The following is an 18,550-nucleotide window of genomic DNA, read 5'->3' as shown; positions in this document are numbered from 1 at the left end:
TCCTAGTTGTTATCTTTCAAACCCCAATTTCGCAACCTTCCAGACAGGAAAAGGACATACAAACTTGATTGATTTTTCTTCTATAAATGCGTTCAACAAAGGGCCTAGAGAGTCCTTTGAAGATCTAATTTGTGTGCTTGCTCGTCGAGAGAACCCTAAAAATGGTCTTGAATTCCAACCGAATGATGGTTGTGGAGGAGATGGAGGTGTAGAGGCTCTTTGGATTCTAAACAATGGAAGGAAAATTGGTTATCAAGCAAAGTATTTCACTTCGATTGGTGACTCCCAATGGAGTCAAATGGATGAGTCGGTAGAACAAGCGTTAAAGGTACACCCTGAACTTCAAACTTATATTTTCGCAATACCAAAAGACTTAACTCCACCTAGAGGGACGAAAGGTAAATCTCAGCGAGAAAAGTGGGATGAGCGAGTAAATAAGTGGAAAGGTTGGGCGGAAGAAAAGTCAATTGACATCGAATTCGAGCTTTGGTCCGAAACTACTCTAAAAGAAATGCTCCTTCGAAAAGAGAATGCCGCATTGTTCAAGTTTTGGTTTGGAGGTGATGTACTAAACGATTCTTGGTTTGAAGACCAAGTTAATACTGCGAAACGAGCGTTAGATGACCGTTTCAATCCTCACGATCACGTAGAAGTCTCGGTTGAATCTTTGTTTGACACCATAGCTCGAGGTCCAAGCACGACTGAGCAGTTGATAGGCGCATTCAATGAGCTTGAGGAATCAAGAGTTCCCACTATAGAGTTCTCTTCTGCAGATCTTGCATCAGATGCCGACACACTTTTAATTGCAAATGAGACATGGCAGGAACTTGTTCAGCTTAAAGGTTCGTTTACACACGACTTAAATGAAGAATGGAACATTGAGGTAGCAACGAGTATTTTAGATCGGCTTCAAGACGCTGTTTGGAAACTTGAAAGACAGTACGCTTCGGTAGATAAAGGTATATTGATAGAGGATGATAAAAGCAAACTTGAAAATGTGCGTATACGTCTCCAAGAGCTTTCATCCTCTTGCTTTTCATTAAGAGAAATTCTAAGAAATTCTAACTTTATAGCAGAGTCATTACGCTGCGCTCTAATTTATGGACCTGCAGGTGCGGGAAAGTCTCATATTCTAGGGCAAGTTGCAGAGCAGCGAACTAGTGCAGGATTACCAACAGTCCTAGTGTTAGGCCAGAGTTTCTCGACGTCAGTATTTTGGGAGCAATTCGGCGGAATTTGTGGTCTAGAGGGTAGAACAGTCGATGATGTTTTGGGCCCCCTGAATACAGCTGGCGAACGTAAAGGTGAGCGGACCATTCTGCTCTTTGACGCAATCAACGAGGGTGTTGGTGCACATTACTGGAAGTGTAATCTCCCGGAAATAGTTAACGCGATTCAAAAATACCCTTATCTATCAGCAGTTTTCTCTTGTCGTGATGAGTATCTTCCTTATGCGGTTCCGGATAGTTTGCTCGAAAAACTTCCTAAATATCGGATAAATGGGTTTTCCACTCCGGAGGAGATGGAACGTGCAGCAATTCGATACCTTGATACCAAAGGCATAGCTCGGCCCAATACACCATGGTTATCGCCAGAATTCAACAATCCATTATTCCTAAAAACGACTAGTGAGGCTTTACATGCTAAAGGACTTACGGAATTTCCTCGTGGGTTGAACGGAATATCACAAACTATGGCCCTGTATCTCGATGCGTTGAGTTGGCGCACTGGGATACAAACAGCAAACTCAGCTACCATTTCAAATTCCATTAAAAAATGTGTTGTTCAAGTCGCTAGTATGATGGCTATGAATGGTTGCGATTTCATAGAAGTCGAAGATGCGATAGCAATTGCAGACGAGAGCTTTAAGGGTAGAACTGCGCCAGAAGGAAAAACTTGGCTACAGGTGTTAATAGAAACAAGTTTATTCAGACGCGACCCGCCTCCTTATTCGGAACGTTATGATCCCTTTAATCCCCCATCAGAACTAGTGCGCTTCTCATTTCAGAGGTTCCAAGATCACCTCATGGCGACATCCTTGCTTTCGAAAGTGTCTAGGGAACAGTTAAATACGGCTTTCGATGCGGGCTTTCCTCTGAATTTCCTATTTTATGATGGGAAGCCAGACCATGGTCTTCACTATCAATATACAGGATTGATTAGCGCTCTATCCACAATCTACCCAGAGAAACTCGGGGTAGAATTTGCTAAAACTCTACCCGATTGGGAATTACATTGGGAAAGAGAACAGTCACTGCAGGAGAGCTTTGCGGAAAGCTTCAAGTGGAGGAGTGCAGATGCCTTTTCGAATGACTCGCGAGAATTACTGAACCGATTAGATGGCTACAATGTTGAGCCTCTAGGGTTACTCTTGGAAGTTTCAATGACTATTGACCATCCTTTTAACGCTCTTCGCCTTCATGAACGTCTGAAGCAATGGCAAATGCCAGAAAGAGATAGTCATTGGACACGTTGGATTAATTGGGCGTCGCGAGAAGAACTCAATCAAGTTGAGAGAATTGTCTCATGGGCGTTATCAAAGCATAGTCGCACTGCAGATTTAAAACATTTGGAGTTAGCGTCATTAGTTTTGGTATGGTCCTTATCTTCGTCTAACCAGACATTGCGTGACCAAGCGACCAAAGCACTAACGACGCTATTTTTAGTAAACTCAAACATATTTACCTTCCTGCTCGAAAAGTTGCACGATTGCGATGATCCGTATGTTATAGAGCGACTCTATGCAGCAGCCTTTGGAGCTTGTTGCATCGATCAAAGCTCTGAACGTCTAAATGTTTACTCGCATGAAGTCTTCGGCAAAGTTTTTGCAGACAAACAGCCACCGGTAGCACTACTTACTAGAGACTATGCATTGGGGATAATTGAACTTGCAAATAGCAAGCACGCATTGAGTGAAGGTATTAACTTAGAAGACTGCTATCACCCTCTAGGCTCTGAACCTCCAATATTTGGTCTGACTGAAGATGAAGTAGAGAAAATTGCTGAAGAAAGAGGAGGCAAAGAAATATTTAGTTCTGCTTCAAGTGAGTGGGGGGACTATGGGAAATACAGTATCCCAGGTCGTGTGCGAAATTTTTTAACTACTCCCCTTAGTAGTCCAAAACCAGTTTCGAAGAAAGAACTAAAGCGAGTTTTTTTAGAGGAAGTGGTACATCCCTTCACTGAGCGCGTCGACGCTCTAGAGGAGTTTGAAAAAGCATCCAGTCCCAATTATTTTCAAGCTATATTTTTTGCTCAACCAGAGAATGAGGCTGTCAAAGCGGAAGCTACAGCTCTAGAAGAAGCAATAGTTAATGCTCGCTACCGCTTAGAAAGCTTATTAAGTGAAGACGAGAGGAAAAGACTTTCGTTGGACTATCTTCGTGATGGTGGCTACGAGGAGTTTGATTCGGTTGATATACAACAATGCAGATTATGGATCACTAAAAGAGCCTATGAACTTGGTTGGAACTCAGATCTTTTTCCTAGAGATGGATATGGTACTAGTAACTCAAGACATGAAAATGACCTAGAGCGGATAGGTAAAAAATACCAAAGAATTGCTTTAGACGAAATTCAAGCCCGATTAGCTGACAACTACTGGTTTCTTGAAGGCGGATGGGGAGCTGAAAAGCCGTGTATTTATCGATATAGCCATCATGACTTTCGACGAAATATTGAACCAACTATATTACCTCCCGTAAAACAAGACCTCCACCTTGAAAAATGGATGGTAGAGCCAATTATCGAGCTTCCCGAAGTTACAGAAGAGAATTTGAAGCAGTGGCCTTTTGAAGAAGATCCGACGCTGACGATGATTGAGAAGCTCTCTAGAATTGATGAAAATAATAAGGCGTGGAGTGTGCTGTATGAATTCAATTGTTCTAGCGAAAAATATCAAGGTCGTAGAGTCGGCATGCATGGAATGCGATATGAAGAATTCAGATTCCTTTATTGCGTATTTCTTAAAAAAGGAAGTGTGAGAAAGCTAGCCGAGTTTCTTAGAGAGAATGAAAGTATTGATGTTGACTCTTTTAAACCGAGGGAGTTTACTGACGGTCCGTACCTTCGCGAAGCATATTGGCGCAATACGTGGGAATCTGAAAAGTTTTCAAACTCTCTTTGGAACGGGCCTGAAGAATGTACATTTGCAATACCTACAGTTAACTACCATTGGGAGAGTCATTTAGACAAATCTCTTCCTGATGGTTTTTCGAATTATATGCCACAAAAATGGTTTGCCGATGAACTTGAACTTTCGTTGTCTCAAAATGAACCAAGCAAATGGTTAAACATACATGGTGATGTTGTAATACAAGCTCAAGAGCCTTTTGAGCATCAAACTGCAGTAGTTATTGATGATGAAGCTCTTCATGACTATGTTAGCAAGTTTGACATAGAACCAATGTGGGTAATGATTGCGGAGCGAAACACGTGGCCTAACGGAAACAATGATGAGTCTTGTTGGCGTCGTTCTGAGGGGATTGTGTGGCGTGAGGGAGGAGCTTGGCAAAAAGTCGCTTGGTACAAAGATACAAAACGATAGCCAGACCTAATGCTAAAGACGCCAACTATTACAAGTCAGGTGTATTTCGAACCACAATACTACGGCAAAGCCAGTGAGAATTTTCCTTTCACTGGCTTCTGTTTTTAAACGCTCGAACCGACCATCCAGATTAGTTTTCGTAGGGAAAATCTAATTAACAGTATTTGAACGGTTTTTTCTCTAAGAAGGAATGGGGCAAAATCGTGCCAGATGATGAAGCTGACACGAAGTTGGACAAATGGGGGTTACGCTTTTTGTTGATTGGACAGCTTTCAGATAATTACAGGTATGGAAAACAAACCACTCAGGCCAGAGCCCAGTGGTCCACCATCGCACAATTTCGGTAGATAAGTGGCTTGGGGCTTGTCCAACACTTGAGTATTAGCGCTGGCTGCGCAGCGTCTAAACCATATTGTTATGTTCAAATTTTCGGTCCACGATCTTTTAATTGATTCTCTATCACACGCACAAAGTTCCAACTCTGCTCAAGAAGTTCGTTGACGGTTTCTTCATAAATGCGTACTGGGTTGCCATTTTTGTCATAACCAGCTCTATGTACACAATCATGACGGAGGGAAACTGCTTTAAATAGCCAAGAAACATTTCCAAAATCAATATTCAATACCTCTTTAAACATTGGTTTCACTTTTTTGATGTCATGGAAGATCATGTCTTGCAGATAGCTAGCAACTACCTGCTCAATTGCATTTTGTTTTTGAAATAATTGTTGAAGAGAAAATTTTTGATTCCCAAAGTAAGGAGATGTTTCTACTAACTTTTTAGTTAAAGCCCTACTATTTGTAACGTGATGAATAAAGGTTGAAGCCAGATAAGACTCAGTTGCTGCAACAATGTGTCCATACAACATGATATGTAAGCCAAACAAATGATCTTCGGTGATGTTCTCAGCTAGAAGCCCTTTAACGTGATCAATTTGCATTTCAAATATGCAAAACTGCCTAGAATGACCAATTAACCAATCTAAGTCGGTTTCTGATTCATTATCTGTAGGTGCCATTGTGAAACTAACTTCAATATCATCGTCATTGATACAACAGGTGATACCGGCAAAAGAGTTAGAGCTATACACTTCATGCTCCGCCTCACACTCAAAGCAATAAACTTGTTCAAGCGACTCATTAAGGCTGTCTTTTGTTTTTACTGCAGCATAGTCAGGGGGCGGTACTTGTATCAGTGAAGTAACTGTATGACCACAAGTACAAACAAACTCAATATCAATAAATGAAGACAAATTTTTCTCCTCGAACTGGTCCCCCAATTAACTAGACAATAAACAGATAAGAAAAAATAGGTCAAACCACTTGAAAGTGATTTGTGAGATTGAACATCACTGGCACGGAAAGGGGCACAAACGCGCTAGCAGTGATCATGCCTCGTAATCATTGCTATTTTTTCATTGTTATTTTTGTGGTCATGCCGCGTCATTTCAAATGTAAGAGAATAGGGCGCTATCTCGTCAGTCCTGAATGGTCATTTTGTTTACCATACTTCAGTTCTCGATGTTTTTCAGTTGGGTCATTAGTGACAACGACACGTAGTTCCCATTTGTTTCTCAAGGATTCTTCGAATAGCGTAAGTAAAATGTGGAAGAAAAAGTCACTCAAAAAATTCGCGGCTTTGTATAGTCCTTTCTCGGATTCATATAAGCAGTGTACAAAAGCTCTTTCCCACAAATCGCGAAGAAATTTGCTGTGGTACAGCCAGTAATCAGCTTGTGTTTGCATGGCTTTAGCGTGCCCACGAGCACAAGTTAGGATGAGATACCTAAATTGGTCTTCTTGGTGTGATTTCAGTTGTATTTTAAACTCGTTAGCCAATTCTATTGATTGTCGCCTTATGCTTTCAAACTTAGCCTGAGCAGATCGAACTTGAAAATTATCTGGGTCGTAAAAACGAGTATCTAACGCGTTTTCATTCAAGATACCGTTCTTTACCAACTTACCGAGTGTATATTTATTGCCACTTCGCAATGAGGACGCAGCAAATCTAAACTTATGAAATCGATATGCGAGCCCTTTAAACTTACTTCCATCACTATTTGCTACAAGCTCGATTTCAATTCCTTCGCGTAGTAGAGCAGTCGAAAACTGAATCAAAGAAGCGTGTGGAGGCAACCTCTTTATGGCTTGTTCAACTTTTCGACGCATCATACGCTTGATTGTTTGTTCTTTGCCGTTCTTAGCATCATTTCCATAGCAAGTGTTGAGCTCGTTTGAGCTCAACACTTGCTGTAACCCCAGCTCAATTTCAAGCTCTCTCATGATTGGTTGAGCGTTTAAGTGTGATTGCCAGTTAGAAATAATCTTCCCAGTAAGCAAATTAGTTGTAGAGACGACAATGTGTACATGCTCATTATTCGTATCAGAGTGTTTATAAGCAATGTAACGAGCGTTTTCATAGCCGAGGTGTTTCATGAGTTTGCTTATGGATGCCTTCCATTGCTGGTGGGGTAACTGTTCCCCCTCTGCTAGGGAAACGACAAAGTGTCGGTATGGCTGCTTGGTGTTGTTATTTGTTAGGTGGGCGCTCTGTAGCTCAGCAATCGCGGAGCTCCAATTAATGTTTCTTGCGTCTTGATTACTAGCGTCGAGGGGAATAGAGGCAATTTCGTTTGAACAAATGAATTGCGATGTTCCCCTAGAGAGAGCGCTTTTAGATTGGCTTGATGAGTACTTTATAAGCTGTGTGACGTCATCACTTTGCTTCGCACCATATAGAACTAATTGAGTAGCATCATGTATGGTCTGTTGGGCATTTTTACACTTCAGCTCTTCAAATATCATTACTCGCATCCTCTAACTCAAGTTTGCTTCTGTAGAGTTCACGAAGTACATTGCTGTCGAGGTATTGTATTGCGAGGATTTCCGCAGTTTGAACGTTGTGCGAATCAATAGCTAGATTACGTGTAGTTAGAAGATTTTGTTTCAATGAATGTAGAGCTTCACCTAATTGAATAGCTGTCTCATTGTTACGTAGTGGGTCCTCTTCAAGTAAAGATTCTAAAAGGTTTGCGATGCGTTTTGTCTCGTAAAAGTACTCTGTTATACATCCGCTTTGCTGTGGTTTTATAGTCAACTTTTGAGTGATGACATCTCGAAGAAATTGACTGGCCGATTTGTAGTTATAACTTGCCATGACCTCCAGTAGATGTTGATATTCATCTTGGGTGAGGTTGGTTTTTACCGCTCGACGGTAGAGATCTTTTTCTGCTTTGCGTGGTTTTTTGAAGTTCGCTCGCACTGTGCTTATCAAATCATGAGCCTCAGCCCACTCAACTTGATTGGTGTTTTCTGTTTGCTGATAGAGGCAAAGGGCATGAGCAAGTGCAGTTACAAATGCTTGTTGCTCAGCGATACTCACGCCTGACTCTATAGGCGAAGGAAGAATTCCAGGCAATAGAGTAACCAACTCAAGCTCAGAATAGTTGTGTTCTTTTATTAACCCAGAAATGAATTGCTTCTGTTTTCTTGTTGTGCAGCGAATGACAGTTGCTGCGACTGTGTTTATATTTATATTCATTTTTAACTCTTATTATTGTTGTAATTATTTGGAGTGCTTTGTTTTTTTTAGCGATAACGCCGTAAGGCTGTTAGCGCAACCTCGTATCGCGAGGCATGCTTTCGTGGGTTTTATTTGGAACAAATAATAACTCACGATATCAGCTTGTTACTTTATTTATATTTAAAGCACGTTTTCAATTTGAAGTAAATATAAATATTTTCAATTGATGATATGTTATTTTCATTATTCCTTATGGTGATTTTTGAAAGGCTATTGCGCATAGAAGCAGAGCATTTGCTGTTACAGGCAGAGCCGTTGTCTATATGAGCAGAGCATTTGCGCTGGTGTCATATGTCGTGTCAATTCGGGTTATGTCGATTCACCTTGTTTTAATTAGTTCTAAATTGCTCGGTTATACATATATGAATAAATAAGTAATGTGTATTTATTTTATTGCGGTTGTTTTATTTAAATATGTTGAAAGTGGCTTGATCTTTCGTGGTTTTGATGATTATTATGTATGTAGATTAACTAAAAATAATAATAATAAAGGTTGTTTAAATGAAAGATGGTAATAAAGAAATCGCAATGGAAGTTGGATTAAAAATAGAAACTCGAGAGCAAGTGATTCAACGAGTACAGTTATCAAGAGCGACAGTATACCGTTATGAAGGCGAAGGGAAATTCCCCCCTAGGTTGAAATTTGGTGATAAAACGGGGGGGTATCTATCTCACGAAATTGATTATTTCATTCTCGCTTGTGCACGGGGGGAAGACTTAAAGCGAGTTGTAAAAGAGTTGCGTTATGCTAGGGAAAAAATGATCGAAAACACGCTACTGTTCCAGTGGATGAGATACAGCTAAGTGACCGTGTAACTTAGGGTGGTTGAACTATCCCGCACATAACAATAGTGACTGTCTTAATAAAGAAAATCCGTAGAGCTGGAGTCATAATGCTCTACGGTTTTTTTGAATTTTCATTTGGGTATTGGATTTAAGAAAGTTGCTCCGCTATGTTCAGGACTACGGATACGTTTAACTCAACTTAGTTCCTTGTTGTGTCGTAAAATCAAAGGTATAGCGGTGCTCTATAGGGTTGTTGTTGCAGACTCCGATTAGCCTTGTTCGAAAAGGCAATCCTACAGATTTAATGTCAACACGATAACCGCATATTGGGCATTTTGCCGCAAAAACTTTAATTGTTAGCTGTTTTATTCTGCCATTATCACTACCAGGCTCATTCAGTTCGTACTGTAAGACTGCTGAGCGTAAGTTCAAAGGAAGCATCATTTCGGGCAAGGTCGTAATGTTATTGTTCAGAGCGTCGATAAGATAACGGAAGCATAATAAAAATAAACCGACATACCACATTGTGAAGACAGTTAGATACGTTAAGATTTGTGGTTCAATGAGCTTGAACGAGGATAGCTGGAAAATAATAGCGCAAATGATAATGAGGACGATTGGACTCATAGTAAATAGTACCATTTTCCATCGATGTTTTGTCATGTTGATGTTTTGTAGCCATCGAGTCCAAACTGGCAGCTTAGGCAAGGATTCGATGTAGTAGCTGATTTTGTTTGGATCTGAGGAGGCGCTTTGTTCTTCAGCGGAGCTCTTAATATTGAGCTCTGAGGTATTCACTTTTGTTGCGAGTAGTCGGTAAATAGATTGCTTCCCCTGACCTCCAGCGTTTGCTTCTTTATGGATAACTGGTATCACGTCTAAACCAAGTTTTTTTGCAGCTTGCTCAAGAGATGGTTGGAGTGCATCCAATCTTTCTAGTAATAATTTATATTCTTGGTTCAGTCTACCACTGTTATAAGTCGCAGGTTTTGCATTGGCTAAGAACGCAACTTTGTCAGCCAGTTCACTAGACGTTACATAGCATTCGTCGAGCTGCTGAGCTTCGAAGGCTGCGCTGCCGTTTACAAGTTCAATTATCGCTCTAAATAGATGAAAACGTGCCGTGGTTTTATCACCATTGGTGTAGTGATTCCAAAATTCATCAGCGACTCTAATTGCTGCCGCTAACTCTTCGATGCTTTTTGCCATTACGTCACCTTAACGTTATCCATTAACTTGATATTACCTAGTAATGATGGGTAATGCTCTGTTTGAATTGGTTTTTTTATCTGACTATGTTTGTGTTCTCCGAGGGAGTTCCCCTTATTAAACGTTAAGATAATACCCAAATATTGGAGTGAATAATGAATAAGACAGAAACAAACACGAGTGCATTTGGCCTTTTTGATACTCAACTAATGCATATCGATGATGTCATGAGTGGGCTAGGGTGCAATTGTAATTGCATTAGCTGCGGAGATAAGTTGGTGGCTAAAAAAGGAGATGTTAAACGTCATCACTTCGCGCATCACTCAATGGACGCTAGCGAATGCAGTGAGAGTGTTCTTCATAGGTTGTGTAAACACATTTTAGAACGCGAGAGGCGTATTCTCGCCCCCGAATTCCATCCGATGTGCTCGAAGTCGGACTTGGCTGGCATCGAACACCATAAGGAAGAAATATTCGAATCAGAAGAGTTGAGTTTTAACGAGGTGTTATTGGAACAAGCAGAAGCCGATTTTATTCCCGATGTCACTGCTGTGTATGATGATAGACAGCGTATATTTATCGAGATTGTTGTGACCAATGATGTCTCAGAAGAAAAGTTAGAGAAGGTTAAGCGTTTAGGTGTACCCATGATGGCGGTCTATGTAAACGAGCTTGATATCATGGATGATTTAGACTCGTTAACATTGGGAGTGATTGAGCAGGCTCCTAGAAAATGGATATATCATCCTGTTATTGAGCAAATTCAATCACGGTTGCAGAATGAATTAGATTTCGACATTTCCCTTCTTAATGAACGCATGAGGCTGGCTGTTATTAAGGAGCAAGGGGAAAAAACTTGTCATGAAAACATCTCTTTCAAGCAACATCAGATGCTCTTGCTAGGTTATAACTCGGCTTATGGTTACTCGCGTAAAAAAGCAAGAAACTTCGATTTCTCTGTATTGTATGTGACGAAGCCTTTGCGCTCATCATGCTCAGCTAATTATACCGTTAGAGCTAACGGAGGGCATGAAGCAGAAACAGTCAATTTTGACGATAGTTTGTTACCGCAATTATCGAAGATGAACTTTCCATGCATAGTAGAGCTCGGAATAAAGCCAGTGTTTGTGGCAGGGCGACCCGTAACAATGGTTGATTCGATTACGGTTTGTTAGCTTTTTATAATACGGGGAAGGAATCGTACCTGATGACTAAATTTGGGAAACAAGCCGTTTCCCAAATTAACGATTTAGACATGTTACTCTAAATTATTTGTGTCCAATAGCTTGCTGGCTGGGCGTGTAACACAGAAATGCCCCAAAATAACTTTCGGATAAAAGTGGTAAACGTATGAGTTATTTTCTATTTAACTTACATACCGCCTTATAGTATTATATTCTGACTTCCCTAAGTGTACTTAGGCTGATTGGGAAGATAGGTCAAGGTTCAATTCCTTGGACGTTTGTTGGCTCCGTAGCTCTTATTCTTGTGCTTTTACGTTACTTAAGTATCCAGTTGGCTTCAACTACCACAGTAGACAAAAATCAGGAGGTTCCTATGGGACAAACATTTATAGCTCGTGCTCGTATTTTCTTTAGTTCATTGTTCGAAACAACGTGGGCTATTGGAGTTGGCTGCGTTAGCGGTTACCTATCAACCTAAGTACATTTGCAAATAAAATGGTTATTGAGTGGGTTATTGTAACGCTCTAGCCTTTAGCTATTAGATAGAGCGCTCTCGTAATCTTAGCCGATATGCACGTAGCAAACGTGTTATGTAGGCGTTACCGTAAATCCACTTTCCATACTTATCCCTAATAAGAACCATCATTTTAAGAGCATTGACTCTAACTGATTAATGTCCAATTCTGAGCTTCAAGGGCTGCTGATTGCCTGTGATGCTGGTGGCCTTGGTTAACTTTGCAGCTATCAATCTCGATTAGATTGACAGTATATGATGATTCGCGATAATTGCTGTATATAAAAACAGTAATCATTGGAGTTTTCATGTCACTTGTCAGCGCCAGTGCGGGGATCAGTCAATTTGAAAGTCCTGCCGCAGAATATAAAGCCCTAAAGTCACTAAGTTTAGACGACCTCATTGTTGGTGAGCGTAAGTCTTCGACCTACTTTGTACGCGCACAGGGTGACAGTATGACGGGAGTCGGGATCTATGACGGCGATTTGTTAGTGATAGATCGAGCCTGCATACCGCGTCATGGTGATGTAGTGGTCGCTACTCATGATGGGCTTTTCGTGGTTAAGCTTTTAGATTTACACCAGAAACGCTTGATTAGTGCTAATGAAGAATATGCTCCCGTTGCCATTACCTCAGCCTCACTGATTGAGGGAGTGGTAGTACAGTCTATTCGTTGCCATCGCCCTCTAGCCTCATGATTTTTCTATGTGATGTTCACTCTATGTACTGCTCCGTTGAGGCGGTATTTCGTCCAGACCTACGTGATAAACCCATTGTCGTACTGAGCAATGGTGATGGAATGATCGTTGCGTCCAATAATAAAGCTAAAGCCGTAGGTGTCAAAAAGTTTGCTCCATATTTTCAGCAAAAAGCTTTGCTTGAAGCGGCTGGAGTGGCAGTGTTTAGCTCGAACTATGAGCTTTATGCAGACATGTCTAACAGACTGCATTGCACGCTTGAAGACTCACAGATCTTCACACACTACCATCGCTACAGTATCGACGAAGCTTTCGCTGCCGTTGATAACGTCTCACTTAGTGATGAAGAATGGATAGCCACAGCAAGACAGATTCGTCGCCTGGCATGGACGAATACACGACTGCCTATTGGTTGCGGGCTAGGAAGAACGTTTACTTTAGCTAAGGTCGCTAGCCATGTTGGCAAAACCTTTGAAGGTTACCGTGGTATTGCACTGTTAACGCCAAAGAATGAAAGCCAAATATTACAGCAGTTTCCTGTAAGTGACGTCTGGGGTGTTGGGCGTCGAACAGCAGCTATGCTGATGGCTAGGGGGATCAGAACAGCGGCAGAATTAGCGCAGATGCCTCTTAAGCTTGCCAAACAAGCAGGTTCAGTAAATTTAGAGCGGATTGTTCGTGAGCTTAATGGCGAGTTGGTTTATAACTTCCGTAGTTTTCCCGATATCCAAAGCAAGCAAGAAATAGGGGCAAGTTTAAGCCTCACAGTGCGGGCAGAAACGTATGATGATCTTCATCAAGCTCTCAGCGCCCGAGTAGCAGTAGCTGCGGTTAAAATGCGTAAAGCTGGACTTGGCACTCGGTGTGTGCAATTTCATGTCTCCTCGGGTCAGCATGCCGTGGAGTCTTTTTCTCGCAGTGAAACAGTTAGATTCGTAACAGCCATTGATGACACGCGATTGCTGACACAAGCGATGACAGAGGTACTGAACAATGGTTTATTTCGGGAAGGAGAACGTTACTACAAGATAGGTTGCCGCTGCCTTGAACTGTGTGACATGCAACAGGCTCAAGGAGACATGTTCGCCCCACAGCAAGACTCGCGCCTGATGACTGCAATGGATATCATTAATAGCCATGCAGGTAAGCGAATCGTGCGTTTGGGCTCTGAAGGTTTTGACGCAAAGGCAAAGATGACTCAAGACCGACTTTCCCCTGCCTACTTAACGAAATGGGCTGAGCTACCAACAGTACATTGCCAGTAGAGGGAAACAACGTTGCTCTGATAGATACGTTGGGGCTTAGTTGTAACAGCGTTTTTGCCCCTTTTCGCGTTAGACCTTTGACTCATTCACACCCTGCTAATACGAGCTTGCCTTACTAAAAGTTATCCGAATTCATAACATCAAAAAATTAAACGTCACTGAGCCATCTAAGCTCACAATATGGGTGCTAACTTATTGATTATAAATTGAAATGATAAATGATAGACGGCACCATATGAACATTAAAGGCGACGGTTAGTCGCCTAAGTAGCGTTAGGCAATTATTTAGGTAGGTTTCGAGTGGGTTTTCATAGCGATTACGAAGAAGTTTTGTCAGTGTTGCATAAGGTAGGACCGCTTCAAAAAGTGTTGCTGGTGTTGTTCCTTTTTATGCAAATCAGCGCTATTGCATCACTTTCAGAAACTTTTTTTAAGTGGAAAGGGTTTATCTTAGATGCGGTATCGACCTATCAAGATTATTTAGTTTCGCCATTAATAATGTATAGCGAATTGATTGGTCTGCATTATCAAGAACATGAAGTTCATAGTGCGGTAATTTTGTCGACGATGGTTGTTTTAGGCATGCGTCTTTTAATGCTAGGACAACTGTCCGCCTTTAAGAAGATAAGCGAAGATAGTGGGAATGAAATTCAGCCTCAACTGACGTACTTTAAATTTATGTCCATCTTTTTCCCCGTAAGTTTATGGTTAGCATATGGATTAACCGATAGCGAAATAAGACTCATGCCTCAGGTAGGAATGTTGCTCATATATCCAGTGTTTTTGGTTGGGCCTAAAGTTATCTTGCATTTATTTGGTAGTGAGAATAGTTATTTGGAAAAAGGGCGCTTTAGTTACTTTAAAACTTACTATGCATACTTATTAGCTATTGCTGTTGTTATAGGGATTTTAGGGGCAATTAATTCGGGGTTAACAAGAATTACCTAACACAAGCATTTAAGGTAGCAAGATACTTTTTCTACTCTCACTTCGGCTGGTTGAGACGGTTCTCTTAGCTCGCTTCTGTCCAGTTCCAAGCTGGAACTTTCAGTAATGACAGCCGATCGCCCCGAACTTCAACAAAGCATAATATAACATTACTTAAGTAATGGCATAGTGAGTTCAATTCAAAAGACTATCTAACGCGTTTGCGTATGATTTCTTGAATAATCTTTTGCGCATCATTTTTCATGGGGTCTTCTTTATCTAGCCTGTGAAAAATGGCTTCCCGTATATGTAATTGTGCGGTTGTGAAAATATCCACTGCCTCGTCAATAGTATCGATAGTCAAGTTTATTGACAAATGATACTTTCCAGATGAGGTTTTTTGTATTTTAGTTTCGCGATTTAGTGCTTTATTATCCGCCTCCGGGATCATTACGCAGGTGTCAGGGCCATACCTTTTGCCATGACCGCCACACAATAAATCCTTATCAAGTTGCATCCCTTTCCAGTTTTGAGCGTAATACCACTCGGCAAAATTTTGAAAATTATGCCATTCTTCATCCACGACTACCCCTATGTATGAGGGTTGGCGTAGTTGGTTTGCTTTGCTATAACACCGAGTGAGCATATTGCTCCATGCAAAGTACGCTCGACATTTAACTCTACCCGGCTCAAACGGGTTGTCTCGGTTGGAATAAGTTGATTTATACGGGCCGGTACCATGATACCCAACCCCATGTATAACGGGTTTTAGCTTATCCCATACCTCACCATGTCTAATGTCATGAGCCGCAGCGGTGGTCTCAAATCCTGTTTGGATAAATTTCACCTTCACCAGTTTTGCATGATGGTATTTAACGACTTTCAAGTCCCCATAATTTTTTGTGGTATGTCGGAAGTCAACTTGCATATCTGAAGGGATAACGATTTCGGGCTTGCCTGGAGGACTACCTGGGGGCTTTACGACCCCCTCATTAATTCTTGTAATGGATGTTTCAACTAGGTCATTGGTCTTAATAAACCTGACTGTTACTTCATTGGCAGACACATAATTTACAACCTCAATATCACCATGATAATTCGTGGTAAATATATCCCCTTTTTTTACTGAGGGTTTTTTAGATGGGAGGCGGGGTAGAGAAGGGTCATGAACATTGCCTTTTCTTAAACAGCTACTGAATGTCCACTTCTTTTCATCGGTATTGTCAAAAATCACTAAAATTTTTTTTGAATTGACTACTTCTGAGACTTCAACCATTCCGCAATTCGTGGTCCGAAACCGATCACCGACTTTTATTGGACTCCTACTCATGGCTATCACCCTCTTTCAATCTGCTAATGAGTCGTGCCTTGATGGTCCCATAGGCATCCTTTAACGGATCTACCTTGTTTATTTTTTTTAATATCTCAGCTCTTAATGCCAGTTCGTTTTGAACGGCGAAATCAATAGCGTCATCAAGTTCGTCAAAAGTTTTAGATACCACAATCCGGCACTTTCCAAAGGGTTCCTTATCGTCCAATAGTTTGATGTAACCTAGCGTATTGAGCTTGGAATTTTCACTCTTTGTTAGCAGCACGCAGCGATCCGGTGAATAGACTTTGCTCCTTCCTAATGCGAGTAGGTCTTTATCTACTGCTTTTCCTTTCCAGTCTAGATTTTCGAACCACTCTGCGAAATTTTGGAAATTGTGCCAAACCTCTGCAACTTTCACATCCTTATAGCTGGGATATTTATCTGAATAGCAGCGACTTAAAATGCCTCGCCAAACCTGGTGCGCTGGGGAGTTTGTGTTGTATTTGCCAATTCCCATAAAACCAACACCATATGTATTTTTTGCCATCGGATCATAAGCTGCTCCCTTTCTTATGTTTGAAGCGGAAAATGAATCAATATGGCCTGTATCAATAAATTTGACCTTTACATCATGCACGTGAGTATACTTTTGAATGATTAATCGTCCGCAGAGGTTGGACTCATAGACCGTTCCGGCTTGCATGTCGTCAGGGACGGGTTTCTTTTCAATTCCGTAGGGTTGCATTGGATCACGAATCCCCATTCCAGATCTAATGTATGCAGCAGTTGTGACCGTTTCAAATCCAGTTTTTTCAAATTTAACTAACACCTCTTTTGCATTTTTGTACTGAACGACGGTTATGTTGCCATAATGCTTGGTTGGGTAAATTTGCCCCTCTGTTACGGATCGCTTTGCTCTTGCATTCATGCTTTCTCCCTCATTTAGCAAAAGAATAGATCTCTTTGTCTATGGAGTGTGTGTCGCTAAATAATTATTTTGAGAGTAGATAATAAAATATAGAACGCAAGTTGATGATGAATGCACGTCTGACTTCAAGAATAGCTTCTCAAGACATGAGATAATCCGTTAAATCCTAATTTAGTTATATCTCTGACACATTTATGTCCAAAAGTGTGTTGGTGATCTTCACTACTGATGTGATCACCAAATGGTGCGTTGTAAGGACTTGGAGACAACGCACTTATGGCATATTTTTCGCTATTGATTATGAACTCGTTCGAACAGTTGCTTTAGACTCATGATCTTTTCTTTGAGCTTATGGTTCTTTATCGCTAACGAATCATCGACTACACATACACCTGAGTTTGTTTTGGCTTTGAACTGAGATGAGAAACACCGTACTTCAATATCGACGGTTTGATCCCGACATTTAGGTTTTAAAGTCAGTATTGAGGTCGCTTCATCATAATTGACAAAATGATAGTCGTTTAACAGTAGCCCAACAGTGACTATCATCATTTCCTTATCTGTTGCAGGAATCTGAGTAGCAAGTCCACCCAAGATTGGAATTGTGCTGAGCTTAAAGCCTGGCTCAATTTCAATATTCAACGTTGATATAAGTTGCGGGGGATTGTCAGTGGAAACACAGTCTTTACGAATGTCCGCAGAGAATGTTTGATAGATGAAATACGGAATAGTGATGTCTGAGTTGAGATCTAGATTGTGGTCTTTAAGATAGTCAGAGAAGCAATACTCTTCAAGTCCTAGTAGCGATTTAAAGTGCTCGATACCGCCAAGGATTTTTTTAATGTGCTTTCTACTGATGCCGTGATCAATTAAGTCGTGCTCTTGTAGATAGGGTTCAGATCTTAATAATGAAGAGGCGGTTTCAATCAAACCAATATCTACAGCGGTTAGCCCGCGTACTAGATAACGTGAAATGTCCGCCTGACTCGCGTATGAGCTAGCGTCGTCTAGTGTTTGAATAATGTCTAGACGTAAGTTATCTGTAATTAACATAACGTATCTCCTAGTAAGCAGTTTTTAGGTTTAAGCGGCGAATAGGGTTGTGGCTTGAAATGCCATGACGGCATAGTTGACGAAAGAAAAAGCGAACTGCGGAGATGTGCATTTTTCTTTCAAGGTTGTTTTTGATATTACTGTTTAAGTAAGCGTTATATCTACGGATTGCGTCTTTTGTTATACCACGAGTGGAGCACAGTGATTGCTGCTTGCCTACAATCGATAGAAAGTAATGAATACGGTAGTACAGTACGCTGAGCGTGGGATCGTTATGGCGTTCGATACGCAAGAGAGTAAAGAGTTGCTCACAGTCATTTAGATGCCTCGTCACCATTCCAACATCACCTTTCGTGCTTTCAGCAATGTTGAAGGTACTAAACTTGGCATTTCTTAACCTAACTAGAGATGGTTTAATTGCACACTCGCCTTGGCTAGATTTCTTCGCTGGTGGATTTAAGTTGAGAAAGCGGGAGAAATCACCATTCCTGATGAGGCTGCGAATTGGCGTTGAGATTGTAGGACGGTTGTTCATTTTCATAACGA

The 18,550-nt window shown here is 41.1% G+C and carries 14 protein-coding genes; 6 read left to right on the top strand and 8 right to left on the bottom strand.

The window, feature by feature from the left end; genetic code table 11:
* Window positions 1-64 precede the first annotated feature (64 nt).
* Window positions 65-4,546, top strand: coding sequence for an NACHT domain-containing protein (locus tag DZ860_RS03320; RefSeq protein ID WP_120029469.1), 4,482 nt, complete (start codon window positions 65-67; stop codon window positions 4,544-4,546).
* A 421-nt stretch (window positions 4,547-4,967) separates the two neighbouring features.
* Here DZ860_RS03320 and DZ860_RS03315 read toward each other — a convergent pair whose 3' ends face one another.
* The 3 genes from DZ860_RS03315 to DZ860_RS03305 form a co-directional block, all read right to left on the bottom strand.
* A complete protein-coding gene (locus DZ860_RS03315; RefSeq protein WP_120029468.1) occupies window positions 4,968-5,798 on the bottom strand; it encodes a hypothetical protein in 831 nt (276 codons plus the stop codon).
* A gap of 217 nt (window positions 5,799-6,015) precedes the next feature.
* Entirely contained in the window at window positions 6,016-7,350 is a 1,335-nt protein-coding gene (locus DZ860_RS03310) for a relaxase/mobilization nuclease domain-containing protein (RefSeq protein WP_165862836.1), read from the bottom strand.
* The gene (locus DZ860_RS03305) at window positions 7,340-8,086 is read right to left on the bottom strand and encodes a chromosome segregation ATPase (protein ID WP_120029466.1); all 747 of its coding nucleotides are present in this window, start codon (window positions 8,084-8,086) and stop codon (window positions 7,340-7,342) included. Before DZ860_RS03305 ends, DZ860_RS03310 begins: the two co-directional genes overlap by 11 nt.
* 543 nt (window positions 8,087-8,629) lie before the next feature.
* Here DZ860_RS03305 and DZ860_RS03300 point away from each other — a divergent pair.
* Window positions 8,630-8,932, top strand: coding sequence for a helix-turn-helix transcriptional regulator (locus tag DZ860_RS03300; RefSeq protein ID WP_120029465.1), 303 nt, complete (start codon window positions 8,630-8,632; stop codon window positions 8,930-8,932).
* Window positions 8,933-9,103: 171 nt separating this feature from the next.
* On the opposite strand, the gene DZ860_RS03295 is transcribed toward DZ860_RS03300, so the two are convergent.
* Window positions 9,104-10,123: a hypothetical protein gene (locus DZ860_RS03295; protein WP_120029464.1), complete on the bottom strand. Its 1,020-nt coding sequence runs from the start codon at window positions 10,121-10,123 to the stop codon at window positions 9,104-9,106.
* 155 nt (window positions 10,124-10,278) lie between these two features.
* Here DZ860_RS03295 and DZ860_RS03290 point away from each other — a divergent pair, with 155 nt between their 5' ends.
* The 4 genes from DZ860_RS03290 (at window position 10,279) to DZ860_RS03275 (ending at window position 14,732) form a co-directional block, all read left to right on the top strand.
* Entirely contained in the window at window positions 10,279-11,298 is a 1,020-nt protein-coding gene (locus DZ860_RS03290) for a hypothetical protein (protein ID WP_120029463.1), read from the top strand.
* An 831-nt stretch (window positions 11,299-12,129) separates the two neighbouring features.
* Window positions 12,130-12,519: a LexA family protein gene (locus DZ860_RS03285; protein WP_120029462.1), complete on the top strand. Its 390-nt coding sequence runs from the start codon at window positions 12,130-12,132 to the stop codon at window positions 12,517-12,519.
* Complete coding sequence (locus DZ860_RS03280; RefSeq protein ID WP_120029461.1) at window positions 12,516-13,784, top strand: Y-family DNA polymerase; 1,269 nt, start codon at window positions 12,516-12,518, stop codon at window positions 13,782-13,784. The genes DZ860_RS03285 and DZ860_RS03280 overlap by 4 nt, the downstream gene beginning before the upstream one ends.
* A 300-nt stretch (window positions 13,785-14,084) precedes the next feature.
* Complete coding sequence (locus DZ860_RS03275) at window positions 14,085-14,732, top strand: hypothetical protein (RefSeq protein ID WP_120029460.1); 648 nt, start codon at window positions 14,085-14,087, stop codon at window positions 14,730-14,732.
* A 187-nt stretch (window positions 14,733-14,919) separates the two neighbouring features.
* Here DZ860_RS03275 and DZ860_RS03270 read toward each other — a convergent pair whose 3' ends face one another.
* From DZ860_RS03270 to DZ860_RS03255, 4 genes are all read right to left on the bottom strand, one after another.
* Window positions 14,920-15,987 carry a hypothetical protein gene (locus DZ860_RS03270; protein ID WP_133305435.1) on the bottom strand — a complete coding sequence of 356 codons (1,068 nt, stop codon included), beginning with the start codon at window positions 15,985-15,987 and terminating at the stop codon, window positions 14,920-14,922.
* Window positions 15,988-16,033: 46 nt separating this feature from the next.
* Window positions 16,034-16,951 carry a hypothetical protein gene (locus DZ860_RS03265; protein WP_120029458.1) on the bottom strand — a complete coding sequence of 306 codons (918 nt, stop codon included), beginning with the start codon at window positions 16,949-16,951 and terminating at the stop codon, window positions 16,034-16,036.
* A 291-nt stretch (window positions 16,952-17,242) separates the two neighbouring features.
* Window positions 17,243-18,004: a hypothetical protein gene (locus DZ860_RS03260; RefSeq protein WP_069447767.1), complete on the bottom strand. Its 762-nt coding sequence runs from the start codon at window positions 18,002-18,004 to the stop codon at window positions 17,243-17,245.
* A gap of 10 nt (window positions 18,005-18,014) precedes the next feature.
* Window positions 18,015-18,545, bottom strand: a complete 531-nt coding sequence (locus tag DZ860_RS03255; RefSeq protein WP_069447768.1) for a site-specific integrase — start codon at window positions 18,543-18,545, stop codon at window positions 18,015-18,017.
* Between the last annotated feature and the right edge of the window lie 5 nt (window positions 18,546-18,550).

It is taken from the genome of Vibrio sinensis (assembly GCF_003605645.1).
Taxonomy (GTDB): domain Bacteria; phylum Pseudomonadota; class Gammaproteobacteria; order Enterobacterales; family Vibrionaceae; genus Vibrio; species Vibrio sinensis.
This window is presented reverse-complemented; position numbering and strand designations above follow the sequence as displayed.

Bases quoted from the DNA above. Each gene is read 5' to 3' on its own strand.
- DZ860_RS03260 (WP_069447767.1), bottom strand. From the start codon at position 18,004: ATGTTAATTACAGATAACTTACGTCTAGACATTATTCAAACACTAGAC.
- DZ860_RS03300 (WP_120029465.1), top strand. From the start codon at position 8,630: ATGAAAGATGGTAATAAAGAAATCGCAATGGAAGTTGGATTAAAAATA.
- DZ860_RS03290 (WP_120029463.1), top strand. From the start codon at position 10,279: ATGAATAAGACAGAAACAAACACGAGTGCATTTGGCCTTTTTGATACT.
- DZ860_RS03310 (WP_165862836.1), bottom strand. From the start codon at position 7,350: ATGATATTTGAAGAGCTGAAGTGTAAAAATGCCCAACAGACCATACAT.
- DZ860_RS03305 (WP_120029466.1), bottom strand. From the start codon at position 8,086: ATGAATATAAATATAAACACAGTCGCAGCAACTGTCATTCGCTGCACA.
- DZ860_RS03265 (WP_120029458.1), bottom strand. From the start codon at position 16,951: ATGAATGCAAGAGCAAAGCGATCCGTAACAGAGGGGCAAATTTACCCA.
- DZ860_RS03270 (WP_133305435.1), bottom strand. From the start codon at position 15,987: ATGGTTGAAGTCTCAGAAGTAGTCAATTCAAAAAAAATTTTAGTGATT.
- DZ860_RS03285 (WP_120029462.1), top strand. From the start codon at position 12,130: ATGTCACTTGTCAGCGCCAGTGCGGGGATCAGTCAATTTGAAAGTCCT.
- DZ860_RS03255 (WP_069447768.1), bottom strand. From the start codon at position 18,545: ATGAAAATGAACAACCGTCCTACAATCTCAACGCCAATTCGCAGCCTC.
- DZ860_RS03280 (WP_120029461.1), top strand. From the start codon at position 12,516: ATGATTTTTCTATGTGATGTTCACTCTATGTACTGCTCCGTTGAGGCG.
- DZ860_RS03295 (WP_120029464.1), bottom strand. From the start codon at position 10,123: ATGGCAAAAAGCATCGAAGAGTTAGCGGCAGCAATTAGAGTCGCTGAT.